This window comes from Massilia sp. CMS3.1 (assembly GCF_051262535.1).
In the GTDB taxonomy this organism is placed as follows: domain Bacteria; phylum Pseudomonadota; class Gammaproteobacteria; order Burkholderiales; family Burkholderiaceae_D; genus Telluria.
The window spans coordinates 471,466-488,138 of sequence record NZ_JBIMES010000001.1; the positions used below are offsets into that span (position 1 = coordinate 471,466).

A 16,673-nucleotide genomic window follows, 5' to 3' on the forward strand; every position below is an offset into this window, starting at 1 on the left:
CCGATTCCATGGCGCCGCGGCTGTCTCGCACTTTACGCCACTTCCGCCGCTTGCCCGATCGCGCCGCGCTTGACCTGATCGCGCTCGATCGACTCGAACAGCGCCTTGAAATTCCCCTCGCCAAAACCATCGTCGCCCTTGCGCTGGATGAACTCGAAGAATACCGGTCCCAATTGCGTCTCCGAGAAAATTTGCAGCAGCAAACGCGGCTTGCCGTCGACGACATTACCGTCGAGCAGCAAACCACGCGCTCGCAGCTCGGGCGCGTTCTCGCCGTGGCCCGGGATGCGGCCGTCCAGCATTTCGTAGTACGTCTCCGGCGGCGCGCTCATCAAAGGCACGCCGGCGGCGCGCAGGGAATCGACCGTCGTGACCAGGTCGTCGGTCAAGAGCGCGATGTGCTGGATGCCTTCGCCGTTGAACTGCATCAGGAATTCCTCGATCTGGCCGCCGCCCGCCTTGCCCTCTTCGTTCAGCGGAATCCGGATCATGCCATCGGGCGCGGTCATCGCCTTCGAGGTCAGGCCGGTGTACTCGCCCTTGATGTCGAAGTAACGGATTTCGCGGAAGTTGAAAAGCTTCTCGTAAAAGCCGGCCCAGAACGACATGCGGCCGCGGTAGACGTTGTGGGTCAGGTGGTCGATGATTGTCAAGCCATGGCCGGCCGGGCGCCGATCGACCTGCGGCAGGAATTCGAAATCGATGTCATAGATCGACTTGCCGTCCTCGAAACGGTCGATCAGGTACAGCGGCGCGCCGCCGATGCCCCTGATGGCCGGCAGGCGCAGTTCCATCGGGCCGGTCGGGATCTCGACCGCCTGGGCGCCGAGTTCGAGCGCGCGCTTGTAGGCTGCGTGCGAATCCTTGACGCGGAACGCCATGCCGCAAGCCGACGGGCCGTGCTCGGCGGCGAAGTAGGCGGCGTAGCTCTTCGGCTCGTTGTTGACGATAAAATTGATCTCGCCCTGGCGGTACAGCACCACGTCCTTCGAGCGGTGTACCGCGACCTTGGTGAAGCCCAGCTTTTCGAACAGCGGCTCGAGCACGCCCGGCGTTGGCGATGCGAACTCGACGAACTCGAAGCCCATCAGGCCCATTGGATTCTCAAACAGGTCAGCCATCTTGTTTTCCTTTTGATGCAAGTGATCTCCTCCAGCCGGCGCGCGCCTCGTGAGCGGCGCCAGGCGGAACCGTGCGGCCGGCACGCAGCTCGTGTGCGGTACCAGGCCCGAACATGTGCCCAGCCCTTTCCCGTGACCGGCGCGGCTGCGCGACGAACGGGATGATACGCCAGTTGCGTTCACGCTTCCAGCAAGATTGTTAAACAGGCATGCCCCGGGCCTGGCATGGCATGGCAAGGCTTTACGACAGCGTCAGCGACGCGCACGCTCCTGCAGCAGCGTCTTGATATCGCCCAGCAGCACGGTCGGATGCAGGTAGGAGGTCGAATAGATCTCCCGAACCTCGCCGCCGGTATCGAGCAGGTACACCTTGAGCATGTGGCTCAGCACCGGCGCGCGCTGTCCCGTGGGCTGCAGCGCTGCCACCGATACGTCCTGGCCGAATCCATCGAGCATCGGCGCCAGTTCCCTGCTGCTGCGCGTGGTGAGGAAATGCCATTCCAGGCCGCGCCGGTCGCGGGCCTCGCGTCCGCCATAGCTGCGCATCGCCACCGGGGTGTCGTATTCCGGATCGAAGCTCATGCTCACGAAACGCACCTTGCCGTGCATGGCCGGGGTGCGCTCGATCGTGCTCTTCAGGCTGTGCAGGGTGGCATAGGCCAGCGGGCATCCTTTGGCATCGGTGCAATAGGTGTAGATAAACGAGAACAGCGTGATTCTGCCCGTCGTGAATTCCGACAGGCGCCGCACGCTGCCGTCGCTCTCGAGCACGATGCCGTCGGGCGCCTTCATGATCCGCTCGAGCCGGTAACTGCCAGGCGCCGGGGGCACGAAGGCGAGCCTTGGCACGGCAGGCGCGTACGGTGACGGTGACGGTGACGGTGACGGTGACGGTGACGGTGCCGGTGCCGGTGCCGTTGCTGCAGCGCCCGCGCACAAGGCAAGCGCCATCGAAACGGCGCGCAGCGCAGCCTTGCCAGTCGTCATCGGATTGCCTGCAGGCCTGCTTGCGCGGCATGGGCCACCCGCTGCCCCGCTTTGGCGCCGAATTTCATGTGGTGCGGCCGCCCAAGCTTGAGCTTGTAGAAATCCACCTTCCATTGTTCGCTCAAGGCCTTGCCGTCCCATGCGAACAGTTTCACGAACTGCTCGTTGTCGACACCGGCCTTGTCCCAGTTGGCCAGCAGCGACGAGCTCACATACACACGCTTGCCATCCCAGCTTTGCGAAACCATGTTGACCTGGGACCCCGTCTTCTTGGCATAGGTCTGGCGCGGGGCGTCCGGGTTGCTGATATCAAAGTAGCGGGTGGTGCCATCCATGAAGGTGTTCACCCATAATCCCTTGCCATCGGCCCGCATCGAGATGTCGACCGGCAGCGGCGTCTTGGCCGGGTCCCCGATCGGACCGACATCCCTGGCCTGCCATTGGCCGTTGGCGTCCTTTTTGACCAGCCACAGCTTCGACGTGAGCGCGGTGGCGGTGATCGCCCAGTCGTCGCCCTCTTTCAGCGACCAGCGAATTTCCAGCGGCGCACCCGGCACGCTGAGAACTCGCTCGGGCTGCATGGCCTTCAGGTTCCACACCACCATCGTATTGCCGAACTGCTTCATCGCGGCCTCGTCCTTGATCAGGGTGCCGAGCGGCGTCATGTAGTTTTTCTTGCCGGTGAAACTGGAGCTGAGCATTGCGTTCCTGCCTGGATTGATCGCCAGGTCGTAGCCGTAGCCATCGCCGCCTTTCGTGGCGGGCATGTCGTATGTCCTGATGAAGTCGCCCTTGTTGTTGTACAAGGCCATGCCGGTCTTGCCGCCGCCATCCTTGGCGTTCGATAGTGCCCCGATCAGCATCCGGCCCGGCATCGCGTAGAAGGTGTGGGGGCCGACCAGCCCCGAGCGTTTCGCGAAATCGCCGATGGTATTGACAAGCCGCGGCCTGCCTGGCTCGGTGTGAACGTCGAACACGTAGATCTTGCTGTCGTCCAGCCCCCCGGCCCACAGGAAGCGCCGGTCGTCGGTAAAACCGGCGTGGTGGGCCTCGCCGCGCCCGCCCACCGACACCTGCGTCACCACCTGGCCGTATTGTGGCGAGCGGGGATTGGCGTCGAGGGTGACGAGCTTGTCGGAGCCGTCGCCCATGCCCTGCACGCCCAGCGTCCATACGTAGACGTAATCTTCCTGCCCCTTGATCAGGTTCGACATGTAGGGGGAGTTGCAGGTTTCGTCCGCAATGGCTGGCACGACATGCAAGCCGAGCATGACGGCGGCAAGCGCCCCCGTGCGGGTGAATCGATGTTGTCGCATCTTGAACTCCTGTCAAAGAATTCATCAGGATCACCGGCTTGTAGCTATCCGGTTTGTGCCAGATCAAGGCGAACGGAAAAAACGAACTCGAGCGTAGACGCGAAAGCCGGACGACCGGCTAATCGGCGAAGGTTTCCGCGACCAGTGCGCGCAGCCACCCGTTCCCCGGGTCCTGGTGGTAGCGCCGGTGCCAGAACATGTTGGTCTGCAGGGTCGGCAGATTCAAGGGCGGCGTGATCCAGGCCAGGCCGAACGGCGGGCCGGCCCGTTCCGCCAGCTTTTGCGGCACCGTCACCACCAAATCGCTGGCGCCAATGATGTAGGGAACCGCCGTAAAATGCGGCACCCGGAAGCGGGTCGAGGCGCCGACGCCCGCCTTTTCCAGCAGGTCGTTGATGCGGTCGTAGGGAGACTCGAGGGAGTCGACGAACAGGTGCTCGGCCGCCGCGAAGCGCGCCAGGTCGACCGTGCCCACAGTTAAAGGATGGCCGCGGCGCAGCATGCTGACATAGGGCTGGCGAAACAGCAGGCGCTGGTACAAGGCTTCGGAAATGTCTTCGAAGGGGCCGATCGCCAGGTCGACACGCCCGCTTTCCATGTCGTCCTTCAAGGCGATGCCGCCCGCGCGGCGCGAACTGATCTGCAGGAACGGCGCCGCCACCCGGCAGCGCTCGATCAGCGCCGGCATGAAATGCACTTCGCCCACGTCCGTCATCGCGATCGTGAAGCGGCGCGTGCTGGTGGCGGGATCGAAGCCGCCGCGCGTATTCAAGGCCAGCGCAACCTGTGCCAGGGCGGCGCCGACCGGCTCGGCCAAGCCCTCGGCGAAGGGCGTAGGCTGCATGCCCTGCCCCGTGCGCACGAACAGCTCGTCGCCGAACAGGCGGCGCAGGCGCGCCAGCGCATTGCTGACGGCCGACTGCGACAGGCCAAGCCGGCGCGCCGCGTTCGAGATCTGGCGCTCGCGGTAGACCTCCTGGAACACGGCCAGCAGGTTCAGGTCGATCTCGTGGGGTTGGAGCATGCGCCCTCCATTATTTATATGATGAATAGTCTACATTCATCTATTCACGTCGTAAAACATCGAGGCCTGACTTACAGTGCTCGATAGATAACAATCGCGCATCCGCGAGGAGACCCGCATGATTCAGCACATCGGTACCGAGCTCGGCTACCAGTCCGGCTTCGGCAACGAATTCGCCACCGAAGCCCTGCCCGGCGCCCTGCCGCAGCACCGCAATTCGCCGCAGCGCGTGGCCTACGGCCTGTATGCCGAGCAGATTTCCGGCACCGCCTTCACCGCTCCACGCGGCCACAACCGGCGCTCCTGGCTGTACCGCATCCGCCCGGCCGCCATGCACGGCGCCTTCGAGCAGATCGACAAGGGCCGGATCGTCGGAAATTTCAACGATGTCGCGCCGCCGCCGAACCAGATGCGCTGGAGCCCGCTGCCGATGCCCGACACCCCGACCGATTTTATTGCCGGCTGGGTCACGATGGCCGGCAACGGTTCCAGCGAAGCCATGAGCGGCTGCGCAATCCACCTGTATGCGGCGAACCAGTCGATGACGGACCGCTTCTTTTATTCGGCCGACGGCGAACTGCTGGTCGTGCCCCAGCAGGGCCGCCTGGAAATTGCCACCGAGCTCGGCAGCATCGACCTCGCGCCGCAAGAAATTGCCGTGATCCCGCGCGGCATCCGCTTCCAGGTACGCCTGCCCGACGGCGAAGCACGCGGCTATATCTGCGAAAACTTCGGCGCGCTGCTGCGCCTGCCGGACCTGGGCCCGATCGGCTCGAACGGCCTGGCCAACCCGCGCGACTTCCTCACGCCAACAGCGCGCTTCGAGGAACGCGAGGGCGACTTCACGCTGGTGGCGAAATTCTGCGGCAACCTGTGGGCCGCGAAGATCGGTCACTCGCCGCTCGACGTCGTCGCCTGGCACGGCAACTATGCGCCCTACAAATACGACCTGCGCCATTTCAACACCATCGGCTCGATCAGTTTCGACCATCCGGACCCGTCGATCTTCCTGGTGCTGCAATCGCCCTCGGACACGCCGGGCGTCGACACGCTCGACTTCGTGATCTTCCCGCCACGCTGGCTGGTGGGCGAAGACACATTCCGTCCACCCTGGTTCCACCGGAATGTCGCCAGTGAATTCATGGGCCTGGTGCATGGCGCCTACGACGCCAAGGCCGAGGGATTCGTGCCCGGCGGCGCCAGCCTGCACAATTGCATGAGCGGACACGGGCCGGATGCGGCGACCTTCGACAAGGCCAGCAAGGCCGACACCGGCAAGCCGGTCAAGGTCGCCGACACGATGGCCTTCATGTTCGAGACAAAACAGGTCCTGTGCCCGACCGTGCATGCGCTGGCGTCTCCGCAACTGCAGGGTGGCTACCAGGATTGCTGGGCCGGGATCGGCAAGAACTTCCGGCCGACGCCGTAACGCGCCATGGCGCACCAGGCGACATTGACGTTCCAGACCCGCGGGCGCGGCACGCAGGCCATCACGCGCGAGGTGGCCGAGGTGGTCGCCTGCTCGGGCATCGCCTGCGGCCTGGTGCAGGTGTTCGTGCAGCACACCAGCTGCTCGCTGACGATCACCGAGAACGCCGACCCCGACGTGCGGCGCGACCTCGACACAGTGCTCGACCGCCTGGCGCCGGACGGCGACCCGGCCTACCGCCACAAGGACGAGGGGCCGGACGACATGGCCGCGCATGTACGCAATGTCCTGACTGACACCGGAATCACGGTACCGGTCGGTGCCGGCCGGCTGCTGCTCGGCACCTGGCAAGGCATCTTCCTGTGGGAGCACCGCAGCGCACCACATCGGCGCACGGTCGTCGTCACCGTGATCGGCTGAGATCCCTGCGCGCCTTCTCACCACGCAATTTCCCAATACCATAGGTGCAGGCGCCTGCAATTGCTGACCCGGGTTTGTAGCGACAGTTTCCAGCGCACGTATCGAACGGATCATTGGCAGGCGAAACCGGCTCACCAGGATTGAGATGTGGACAGCGCGGCGGCACTATCCAGATGGCATGATGGAGGGGGAAGGGGCGCGTTTGCGCCGCCCTGATTAAAATGTCACCCACCATATCGAGATGCCGGGCCGTAAAGACGCCCGCCCTGCCCCGCATGACAAAAATTTTTCTCGACGACCTGGCGCTGCACCAGGTGCGGCGCTTCAACCGGATGCTCGCGCACCTGCCGCGTTTCAGGGTCGCGAACCGCATCGCACCCTTGCTGATCCAGGCGCTGCTGCGCGTGTCGCAAATCGGCGCCGACGGCAGGTTGAAGCGGCGCGGCATCCGCGTCGAACAGCGCGTTGCCGAAGCGGACGGCTTGCGCGTTCCTGTGCGGGTGCTGCGCCCTGCCGGCCCGATACGCGGGGTCGTGCTCGACATTCACGGCGGCGGCTGGGTGATCGGCAACCCGCGCCTGGACGACGCGCTCAACGCGGCACTGGTGACTGCCTGCGCCGTCGCCGTCGTGTCGGTCGACTACCGCCTGGTGCCGCGCGCGCCGCTGCAAGCGGCGATGGACGACTGCCTGGCCGCAGCGCGCTGGCTGCTGGCCGGGGGCATCCCCGACTTCGACGGCCTGCCGATGTTCATCCTGGGCGAGTCGGCCGGCGCGCACCTTGCCGCAACCGTGCTGCTGCGCATCAAGGACAAGCCGGGCCCGCAGCCATGCTTCGATGGCGCGGTGCTCTACTACGGCGTCTATGACCTCGGCGGCACGGCGCGCGTGCACCGGGCCGGTCCCGAGACCCTGGTGCTCGACGGCCCCGGCATGGTCGATGCGCTGCGCATGCTCACGCCGCACTGCAGCGACATCGAACGGCGTGCGCCGCCGCGCTCGCCCTTGTACGGAGATCTCGGCGGCCTGCCGCCGGCGCTGATGTTCGGCGCGCAGCGCGATCCGCTGTGCGACGACACGACGCGGATGGCCGCGCGCTGGCTGGAAGTGGCCGAGGTCGAACTGCACGTGCTGCCCGAGGCGCCGCATGGCTTCATCCGGTTCCCGACGCCGCTGGCGACCGTCACGCTGGCACGCACGCATGCGTGGATACGCGAACGCATTGCGCAGCTGCAGGGAGTCGCGGCTTGAAGCGGTGCAGCGGGTCCTGCGGTGCGGGCCACCAGCGATCGATCATGCGATCATGGTATTTCATCATCAATCATGGCGCCCCAGGCGCCCCGGCACCGGCCCGGCAAGCCGCTCGGAACCCATTGCATCCCCCATGTTGACCAGCACACTGATTATCCTCTTCCTGATTCTCCTGAATGGCGTATTTGCGATGTCGGAACTGGCGCTGGTCTCGGCCAAGCGCATGCGGCTCGAAAAATCCGCGAGCGAAGGCAGCCGCGGCGCCCGCGCCGCGCTCGACCTGGCCGACGAACCGAGTCACTTCCTCTCCACGGTACAAGTGGGCATTACGCTGATCAGCATCTTCAACGGTGCCTTCGGTGAAGCTTCGCTGGTCGCCGAACTGACGCCACGTTTCAAGGAAATTCCGGTCATCGCACCGTATGCCTACCAGGTTGCGCTCGGCCTGGTGGTCGTGTGCATCACCTTCGCCTCGATCATCCTCGGCGAACTGGTCCCCAAGCGCATCGCGATGGCGTATCCGGAAGCAGTGGCCACCCTGATCGCGCCGCCGCTGCGGGTGCTGTCGACCGTCATGTTGCCGTTCGTGAAGATCCTGGCGCTGGCGACGGAGGCGATCGCGCGCCTGATCGGCATCGGCCGCCACAAGGAAGAAGCGCCGACCGAGGAAGACATCACCGGCATGTTCAAGGAAAGCACCGCGGCCGGCGTGTTCGAGAAGACCGAATTCGACATCGTCTCGCGCGCGCTGCGCCTGGACGACAAGCACCTGAAAGCCCTGATGACGCCGCGCGTCGACCTGACCCTGGTCGACCTGGAGATTCCGCGCGCCGACAACCTGGCGCGCATCGCCTGCAGCCGCTACAGCCGCATGCCGGTCTGCCGCGGCGACCGCTCGCGCATCATCGGCTTCGTGCACTGCCGCGACCTGCTGGCCCAGGCGGTGCGCGCACGGTCGATCGACGCCATCGACATCGAAGCGGCGGTGCAGGAGATCCTGTACGTGCCCGATACGGTGAGCGCGATGGCCCTGCTCGAACTGTTCAAGAAAAACAAGGCGGAGATTGCGCTGATCGTCGACGAATACGGCGACATCCAGGGCATGGTCACGCTCACCGACGTGATGAGCGCACTGGTGGGCGACGTCTCGGTGATCGGCGAGGAAGGCGAGGACGATGCGGTGCAGCGCGAGGACGGCACCTGGCTGCTCGACGGCGGCGTCGCGCTCGAGCGTTTCCGCGATGTGTTTGCAGCGAGCCTGCGCTTCCCGAACGAAGAGGCCGGCACCTACCACACGCTGGCCGGCTTCATGCTCTACCAGTTCGGCTACATTCCGAAGGTTTCCGAAACCACGCGGTGGGGAGAATACCGCTTCGAAGTGATGGACATGGATGGCAACCGGATCGACAAGCTGCTCGTCAGCCACGTGCCGCCGGAGCCCGAGCCGGTGGACGAGGACGATGGCGTGCGCGGCGACGCGGCCTGGGGCGCCTGAGGAGCATGTCCGGCGGTCTTCATTTTCCGTTAATATTGCTGAGCTAATCTTGCGGCTTTATAGTCGCGTTCGCTGAAACGGAAAAGCGGTATGGATGCCATCAACCTCGGGCCACTGGTCCTGCCGCTGCGCGTGCTGGCGCCACTGACCGCGCTGCTGGCGGCAAACCTGGTCGCCTGGCTCTGGCAGCGCCGGCGCGGCGTGGACGCCTCCACCGCGCTGTGGCAGATGACGCTGTGGGGCTTCGTCGCCGCCCGCGCCGCCTTCGTGCTCAAGCACCTCGAAGCCTATCTCCAAAGCCCGCTCGGCATGCTCGACATCCGCGACGGCGGCTTCATCGCCTTCGCCGGCCTGCTTGCCGGCTGCGCGGTCGGCTTCGAGCAGCTGCGGCGGCACCCGGCGCTGCGCCGGCCTTTGACTACGGCCGCGCTGGCCGGCATGCTGGTCTGGGCGGGCGCCACGGTCGCGATCCGCGCGAGCCAGCCGCTCAATGTTCCCTTGCCCGCCCTCGCCCTGCAGCGCCTGGGGGGCGGCGCCGTGGACCTCAGCCGGTTCAAGGGGCGCCCGATCGTCGTCAACCTGTGGGCGACCTGGTGCCCGCCCTGCCGGCGCGAGATGCCGGCCCTCACCGCCGCCCAGGCGGCCAGTCCGGATGTCGCCTTCCTCTTCGTCAACGTCGGCGAGGATGGCGCCACCGTGCAGCGCTATCTGCAGGAAGCAGGCTTGACACCGCAGAATGTCCTGCTCGACGCGACGCGCACGGCTGCGCGGGCCTTCGATGCCGTCGGCTACCCGACGACCCTCTTCTACGACAGGCATGGCATGCTGGCGGGACGCCACATGGGCGAACTCTCGCGCGCCGCTGTGGACGAACAGCTGGGCAAGCTGCGCGAGGCGCGCTGAACGACAGTTACGGCACCCTTCATGGCGCTCGCGGTCAAATCGCAAAGGGACACGCCGTTCAAGCTGCCCGCGCGCGGTGTGATCGACCGCCGGCTGGTGCTGGGCAGCGTGGTGTTCCGCGTCGGCTGGGGCCTGGCCGGGTTGTGCCCGGGACCGGCGCTGGCCTCGCTGGGTGCCGGCCTGGTCGAGCCGCTCCTGTTTGTCGGCGCGATGGTCGCGGGCATGGGCTTGTTCGCGCTGTTCGAACGGCCCGGATAAGGATGCGCCCCGCAAATGCCCGGATGCATTAGAATCATTGGCTTTTGTACACCGGGCAGGCGCCAATGTCAGAACCCACGCACCAACTCACACGCGGTCTTAAAAGCCGGCATATTCAGCTGATCGCCCTCGGCGGCGCCATCGGCACCGGGCTTTTCCTCGGTATTGCGCAAACCATCCAGATGGCCGGGCCATCGGTGCTGCTCGGTTACGGCGTGGCCGGCGTGGTCGCCTTCCTGATCATGCGCCAGCTGGCCGAACTCGTCGTCGACGAGCCGGTTGCCGGCTCGGTCAGCTATTTCGCCGACAAATACGGCGGCCACATGGCCGGCTTCATCTCGGGCTGGAATTACTGGGTGATGTACATCCTGGTCAGCATGGCGGAACTGTCGGCGGTCGGCATCTATGTCCAGTACTGGTTTCCGGAGGTGGCCCCCTGGCAGTCGGCGCTGGTCTTCTTCTTCATCATCAATTCCTTCAGCCTGCTCAATGTGAAGGCCTTCGGCGAACTCGAATTCTGGTTCGCCGTGATCAAGGTCGTCGCCGTGATCGGCATGATCCTGTTCGGCAGCTACCTGCTCATCTCGAATACCGCCGGTCCCGAGGCGGGCGTGGCCAACCTCTGGCGCCATGGGGGCTTCTTCCCGAATGGCCTGTCCGGCCTGGTGATGGCGATGGCGGTCATCATGTTTTCCTTCGGCGGCCTGGAACTGATCGGCATCACCGCGGCCGAAGCCAAGGACCCGTCGCGCTCGATCCCGCGCGCGACCAACCAGGCCTTGTGGCGCGTGCTGATCTTTTATATCGGCGCCCTGTTCATCCTGCTCTCGCTGTTCCCCTGGACCAAGGTGGTGCAAGGCGGCAGTCCCTTCGTGCTGATCTTCGCGGCCCTGAACAGCAATGCCGTTGCCACCGCATTGAACATCGTCGTGCTCACCGCCGCGCTGTCGGTCTACAACAGCGGCGTGTACGCCAACACGCGCATGCTGTACGGCCTGGCGTCGCAGGGCAATGCGCCGCGCTTCCTGATGAAGCTGACGGACAGCGGGGTGCCGCTGGCGGCGCTCGGCGTGTCGGCCGTGGCGACCGGCATCTGCATCGCGGTGAACTACTTCCTGCCGGGCGAAGCCTTCGGACTGATGATGGGTCTTGCGGTCGCGGGTTTGATCATCAACTGGGCCACGATCTCGATCGTGCACCTGCGTTTTCGCGCCGCCAAGGCCGGTACGCGCACGACCTTCCCGAGCCCCTTCTACCCGCTGGCAAATTACCTGTGCCTGGTTTTCCTGGCAGGGATCACGGTGGTGATGTACCTGACGCCGGGGCTGCGCATCTCGGTCTACCTGATCCCGGTCTGGCTGCTGCTGCTGTGCATCGGCTATGCGGTGCGCCAGCGCCGCGCGCGCCTGACCGGCGCCACGCTCGCGCCGCCGCGACCGTAAAGCGGCTAGTATCCTGCTGTTACCAACTGTGGCCATTGCATGGAAACCTTCGCACAGCGTTTCGCAACCGGTGGCGCCGGTCCACAGCCCGGCAAGGCGGCACCGCGCCCGGGCGAGCCGGGGGCTCTCGTCGCCGACGCAGTGCAGCGCGTGCTGGCCGCCAGCAACGGCTTCTACGACCGCACTCAGCTCGCCCCCGTCGACGTGGTCGGGCGCACGCTGGCCGAACTTGGTGCCGCGCTGACGCGTAACGCTGCGCTGCGCCAGCCGGCCGGGCTCGATATCGTCCCGATGCTCGATGCGAACGGCGTTGCCGCCCACTATAGCGCCACCCTGCGCGAGGGCAGCGGCGCGCGGCGCCCGGACAGTCCGCCGCGCGCTTTCAACGAGCTGCTCGACCATATTCCGGCCGGGGGGTATTTGCTGGGCAGGCCGGTGGCGATGGAGGAGTTCGAGCGCAATTGGGGCGGCAGCATTCCATAGCGTTCGTGCCGGAGGCCCCATCCGTGCGCTCGCCGACGCGGCATCGCAGTATTCTGGTCGGAATTAACCGGACAAGGCTGTCCACAACCATGACCCAGTTGCGTTCCGATGCCGCGCTGCGGCGCGACCAGATCCTCGATGCCGCCGATGCCGTCTTCTCCGAGCGCGGCATCACGGCCCCGCTCGACCTGGTGGTCACGCGCGCCGGCGTCGGGCGCGCGACCCTGTACCGCAATTTCCCGGACCGCGCGGCGCTGGTCGAGGCTTTGTTCGAACGCGCCATGGCGCAGCTGGAAGCCGCGGCGCCTGGCCTGGACCTGTTCGCCCTCATCGAACAGCTTGGCCTGAACATCGTCGGTGCCCCGGCCCTGGCCGACTACTGGCGTGCCCTCGAACCCGGCCACCCGGCGGCAAAAGCGGCGCGCGAGCGCGTAGCACGGTTGTTTCGCGCCCCGCTCGCCAGCAGCCTGGCGCGCAGGCGCTGCCGCGCGGACCTGCGCCCGGCCGACCTGGTGCTCGTCTGCGGCATGCTCGGCACGGCACTGCGCGGCGAGACGCCGGCCAGGCGGCGCACGCTGGTGAGGCGCGCCCTCGCGCTGTTGCAGGGCGGGGTCGCGGCAAGCTGAGGCGCGCGCTCGCTCCTGCGCATGGCCGTTGTCACGTAAAGCTGAGCCTGCTTACGTTGCGGTGCACGATGGGCAAGCGGCAGCGATCACGCGGGCCAGGATCAATCGCGCTCGCGCCGAACACCGCATTATTATGCTGCAAAGCACCACGAAAATACTTCTCTGCAATGCCCGTGCGCCCACCCGCACCCTTTATCATCTCAGCTTGCCGCACATCACCTCACAAAGGGAACGCGAATTATGAGCCAGGGTAATCCTCTGTCGCTGCATGTCCCGGAGCCAACCGGCCGTCCGGGTTGCAAGACCGATTTTTCGTACTTACAAATGAGTCCCGCCGGCGCCGTCCGGCGGCCGGAAGTGGACGTTCTCTTCGGCGATACCGCCGACCTCGTCTCCGTCCTGATCCGCGTGCTCGACGACGAAGGCAATGCCGTCGGTCCGTGGGCGCCGGATATCAGCATCGAACAACTGCGCTTCGGCCTGCGCACGATGATGAAAACCCGGATTTTCGACGCCCGCATGGTCATCGGCCAGCGCCAGAAGAAAATGTCGTTCTACATGATCTCGCTCGGCGAGGAAGCCATCGGCACGGCGCAGACGATGGCGCTGCGCGCCGACGACATGTGTTTCCCGACCTACCGCCAGCAAAGCATCCTGATGGCGCGCGAATATCCGATGGTCGACATGATCTGCCAGCTGCTCTCGAACGAGCGCGACCCGATGAAGGGCCGCCAGCTGCCGGTCATGTATTCGGTGAAGGAAAAAGGCTTCTTTTCCATCTCCGGCAACCTGGCCACGCAACTGCCGCAAGCGGTGGGCTGGGCCATGGCGTCCGCCATCAAGGGCGACACAAAAATCGCCTCGGCCTGGATCGGCGACGGCGCCACCGCGGAAAGCGACTTCCACACCGCGCTCACGTTTGCGCACGTCTACCGCGCACCCTGCATCATCAATGTCGTCAACAATCAGTGGGCGATCTCGACCTTCCAGGCGATCGCCGGCGGCGAGAGCGTGACCTTTGCCGCGCGCGGCGTCGGCGCGGGCATCGCGTCCCTGCGCGTGGACGGCAACGACTTCCTGGCGGTGTACGCGGCTTCCTGCTGGGCCGCCGAGCGTGCCCGCAACAACCTCGGCCCGACGCTGATCGAATGGGTCACCTACCGGGCCGGCCCCCACTCCACCTCCGACGATCCGTCGCGCTACCGCCCTTCCGACGACTGGAGCCGCTTCCCGCTGGGCGACCCGATCGCGCGCCTGCGCCAGCATTTGACCAGGCTCGGTGCCTGGTCCGACGACGAGCACGAACGCGTCCAGGCCGACCTGGAAGCCGAAGTCCTGGCCGCGCAACGGGAAGCCGAACAATACGGTACGCTGGCAGATGGCCGCGTCCCGAGTGCGGCAACGATGTTCGAGGATGTCTATAAAGACATGCCCGAGCACCTGCGCCGCCAACGTCAACAATTGGGGGTGTGAGATGGTGCGCGACAATGATATAGACCCGGTCGAAAAAGACCCGGTCACCACGCAGATGACCATGATCCAGGCGCTGCGTTCGGCGATGGACGTCATGCTCGGGCGTGACGACAACGTGGTCGTCTACGGCCAGGACGTCGGCTATTTCGGCGGCGTGTTCCGCGCCACCGACGGCCTGCAGGCCAAGTATGGCAAGCCGCGCGTGTTCGACGCGCCGATCTCCGAAGGCGGCATCGTCGGCACCGCGGTCGGCATGGCCGCGTATGGCCTGCGCCCGGTGATCGAGATCCAGTTCGCCGACTATTTTTACCCGGCGTCCGACCAGATCGTCTCCGAGGCCGCGCGCCTGCGCTACCGCTCGGCCGGCGATTTCACCGCCCCGCTGACGATCCGCATGCCTTGCGGCGGCGGCATCTATGGCGGCCAGACCCACAGCCAGAGCCCGGAGGCGATGTTCACCCATGTCTGCGGCCTGCGCACGGTGATGCCTTCCAACCCGTACGATGCGAAGGGCCTCTTGATCGCCTCGATCGAAAACGACGATCCGGTGATCTTCCTCGAACCCAAGCGCCTGTACAACGGCCCTTTCGACGGCCACCACGACCGTCCGGTAGTCTCCTGGGGCAAGCATCCGATGGGCCAGGTCCCGGAGGGTTACTACACGGTCCCGCTGGACAAGGCGGCGATCTTCCGCCCGGGCGCCGACCTGACGGTGATCACCTACGGCACCATGGTCTGGGTCTCGGAAGCGGCGGCCATGGAAACCGGCATCGATGCCGAGATCATCGACCTGCGCACCCTGTGGCCGCTGGACCTCGACACCATCGTCGAATCGGTGAAGAAGACCGGGCGCTGCGTGGTCGTGCATGAAGCGACGCAAACGAGCGGCTTCGGCGCCGAACTCGTAGCCCTGGTGCAGGAACACTGCTTCTATCACCTGGAAGCGCCGATCGAGCGCGTCGCCGGATGGGACACCCCGTATCCGCACGCGCAGGAATGGGCGTACTTCCCCGGCCCCGACCGTGTCGGCGCCGCGTTCAAACGTGCGATGGAGGCGAAATAAATGGGTATTCACGTCATCAAGATGCCCGACCTCGGTGAAGGCATTGCCGAAGTCGAAGTCGTCGCCTGGCACGTCAAGCCGGGCGACACGGTCAAGGAAGACCAGGTGCTGGCCGACGTCATGACCGACAAGGCGACGGTCGAGATTCCCTCGCCGGTGAACGGCACCGTCACCTCGCTGGGCGGCAAGCTCGGCGAAGCCATGGCCGTGGGCGCGGAACTGATCCGCCTGGAAGTCGAAGGCGCCGGCAATGTCAGGGGCGACACCACGGCCGCGCGCCAGCAGAATGCGAGCGCCGCCGCGGCGCCCGCCGCAGCCGGTTCGACCGCCGGCACGGCCGAAGAGTTCGAGCCGATCACCGTGGCCCAACCGGAAACGGTCGTCACCAGCGTGACCAGCGCCGAAACGGCCGCGCCGGCGCACGCCGCGCCGGCACGCCCGGCGCCGGCCCCAAGCACTACGCAAGGCGGTCACACGTCGGCACCGGCCCACCACGGCCGCGCCGCCGGCGAAAAGCCGCTGGCCGCCCCCGCCGTGCGCCAGCGCGCCTGGGACATGGGGATCGAGCTGCAATACGTGACCGGTTCGGGACCAGCCGGGCGCATCAGCCACGCGGATCTGGACGCCCACGTCTCGCGCGGCCAGCAAAAGGCCGCCGAGGGCGACCGCCGCTACGCGGTGCTCGAGGGCGAGCAGGCCATGCCGCTGATCGGCATGCGCCGCAAGATCGCCGAGAAGATGGCGGAAGCCAAGCGCCGCATCCCGCACTTCACCTACGTCGAAGAAATCGACGTCACCGAACTCGAAGCGCTGCGCGTCCAGCTCAATGCACGCTATGCGGGCCAGCGTCCGAAACTCACGCTGCTGCCCCTGATCATGCGCGCCACCGTACTGGCGATCCGCAAGTATCCAATGGTGAACGCCCGTTTCGACGACGACGCGAATATCGTCACCACCTACAATCCGGTCCATCTCGGCATCGCCGCCCAGACCGATGCCGGCCTGATGGTGCCCGTCGTGAGGAATGCCGAAGCGCGCAACCCGTGGTCGGCAGCCGCCGAGGTGTCGCGCCTGGCCGAAGCCGCGCGCTCCGGCAAGGCACTGCGCGAAGAACTCTCCGGATCGACGATCACGATCACCAGCCTGGGTGCGCTGGGCGGGATCGTCACCACGCCCGTGATCAATCGCCCGGAAGTGGCGATCGTCGGCGTGAACCGCATCATCGACCGTCCCACTATCCGCGATGGCGCGATGGTGGCGCGCAAGCTGATGAACCTGTCGTCCTCGTTCGACCATCGCGTGATCGACGGCATGGTGGCGGCCGAGTTCATCCAGACCATCCGCGGCTACCTCGAGTGCCCGGCAACCCTGTTCGTGGAGTGA

The 16,673-nt window shown here is 65.8% G+C and carries 16 protein-coding genes; 12 read left to right on the forward strand and 4 right to left on the reverse strand.

What is annotated here, in order from left to right:
* Positions 1-32: 32 nt before the first annotated feature.
* From hppD to ACHAC9_RS02060, 4 genes are all read right to left on the reverse strand, one after another.
* Entirely contained in the window at positions 33-1,121 is a 1,089-nt protein-coding gene (hppD, locus tag ACHAC9_RS02045; RefSeq protein ID WP_435756632.1) for a 4-hydroxyphenylpyruvate dioxygenase, read from the reverse strand.
* Between the two features lie 252 nt (positions 1,122-1,373).
* A complete protein-coding gene (locus ACHAC9_RS02050; RefSeq protein ID WP_435756634.1) occupies positions 1,374-1,970 on the reverse strand; it encodes an SCO family protein in 597 nt (198 codons plus the stop codon).
* Between the two features lie 134 nt (positions 1,971-2,104).
* The gene (locus ACHAC9_RS02055; protein ID WP_435756636.1) at positions 2,105-3,424 is read right to left on the reverse strand and encodes a selenium-binding protein SBP56-related protein; all 1,320 of its coding nucleotides are present in this window, start codon (positions 3,422-3,424) and stop codon (positions 2,105-2,107) included.
* Between the two features lie 118 nt (positions 3,425-3,542).
* The gene (locus ACHAC9_RS02060) at positions 3,543-4,448 is read right to left on the reverse strand and encodes a LysR family transcriptional regulator (RefSeq protein WP_435756638.1); all 906 of its coding nucleotides are present in this window, start codon (positions 4,446-4,448) and stop codon (positions 3,543-3,545) included.
* 118 nt (positions 4,449-4,566) lie between these two features.
* Here ACHAC9_RS02060 and hmgA point away from each other — a divergent pair, with 118 nt between their 5' ends.
* The 12 genes from hmgA to ACHAC9_RS02120 all read left to right on the forward strand — a co-directional run bounded on the left by hmgA (position 4,567) and on the right by ACHAC9_RS02120 (position 16,673).
* The gene (gene hmgA, locus ACHAC9_RS02065; RefSeq protein WP_435756640.1) at positions 4,567-5,877 is read left to right on the forward strand and encodes a homogentisate 1,2-dioxygenase; all 1,311 of its coding nucleotides are present in this window, start codon (positions 4,567-4,569) and stop codon (positions 5,875-5,877) included.
* 24 nt (positions 5,878-5,901) lie between these two features.
* On the forward strand, positions 5,902-6,297 hold the full coding sequence (locus ACHAC9_RS02070; RefSeq protein WP_435756642.1) for a secondary thiamine-phosphate synthase enzyme YjbQ: 396 nt from the start codon (positions 5,902-5,904) through the stop codon (positions 6,295-6,297).
* Positions 6,298-6,572: 275 nt separating this feature from the next.
* Entirely contained in the window at positions 6,573-7,547 is a 975-nt protein-coding gene (locus ACHAC9_RS02075) for an alpha/beta hydrolase (RefSeq protein ID WP_435756644.1), read from the forward strand.
* Positions 7,548-7,680: 133 nt separating this feature from the next.
* On the forward strand, positions 7,681-9,042 hold the full coding sequence (locus tag ACHAC9_RS02080) for a hemolysin family protein (RefSeq protein ID WP_435756646.1): 1,362 nt from the start codon (positions 7,681-7,683) through the stop codon (positions 9,040-9,042).
* A 90-nt stretch (positions 9,043-9,132) separates the two neighbouring features.
* Positions 9,133-9,945: a redoxin family protein gene (locus ACHAC9_RS02085; protein WP_435756648.1), complete on the forward strand. Its 813-nt coding sequence runs from the start codon at positions 9,133-9,135 to the stop codon at positions 9,943-9,945.
* Positions 9,946-9,966: 21 nt separating this feature from the next.
* Positions 9,967-10,203: a DUF6691 family protein gene (locus tag ACHAC9_RS02090; RefSeq protein ID WP_435756650.1), complete on the forward strand. Its 237-nt coding sequence runs from the start codon at positions 9,967-9,969 to the stop codon at positions 10,201-10,203.
* 65 nt (positions 10,204-10,268) lie between these two features.
* Positions 10,269-11,645, forward strand: coding sequence for an amino acid permease (locus tag ACHAC9_RS02095; protein WP_435756652.1), 1,377 nt, complete (start codon positions 10,269-10,271; stop codon positions 11,643-11,645).
* A gap of 39 nt (positions 11,646-11,684) precedes the next feature.
* Positions 11,685-12,128, forward strand: a complete 444-nt coding sequence (locus tag ACHAC9_RS02100; protein WP_435756654.1) for a hypothetical protein — start codon at positions 11,685-11,687, stop codon at positions 12,126-12,128.
* Between the two features lie 89 nt (positions 12,129-12,217).
* Positions 12,218-12,754: a TetR/AcrR family transcriptional regulator gene (locus tag ACHAC9_RS02105; protein ID WP_435756656.1), complete on the forward strand. Its 537-nt coding sequence runs from the start codon at positions 12,218-12,220 to the stop codon at positions 12,752-12,754.
* 240 nt (positions 12,755-12,994) lie between these two features.
* Positions 12,995-14,227 carry a 3-methyl-2-oxobutanoate dehydrogenase (2-methylpropanoyl-transferring) subunit alpha gene (locus ACHAC9_RS02110; protein ID WP_435756658.1) on the forward strand — a complete coding sequence of 411 codons (1,233 nt, stop codon included), beginning with the start codon at positions 12,995-12,997 and terminating at the stop codon, positions 14,225-14,227.
* 1 nt (position 14,228) lies between these two features.
* A complete protein-coding gene (locus tag ACHAC9_RS02115) occupies positions 14,229-15,290 on the forward strand; it encodes an alpha-ketoacid dehydrogenase subunit beta (protein ID WP_435756660.1) in 1,062 nt (353 codons plus the stop codon).
* On the forward strand, positions 15,291-16,673 hold the full coding sequence (locus ACHAC9_RS02120) for a dihydrolipoamide acetyltransferase family protein (protein WP_435756662.1): 1,383 nt from the start codon (positions 15,291-15,293) through the stop codon (positions 16,671-16,673).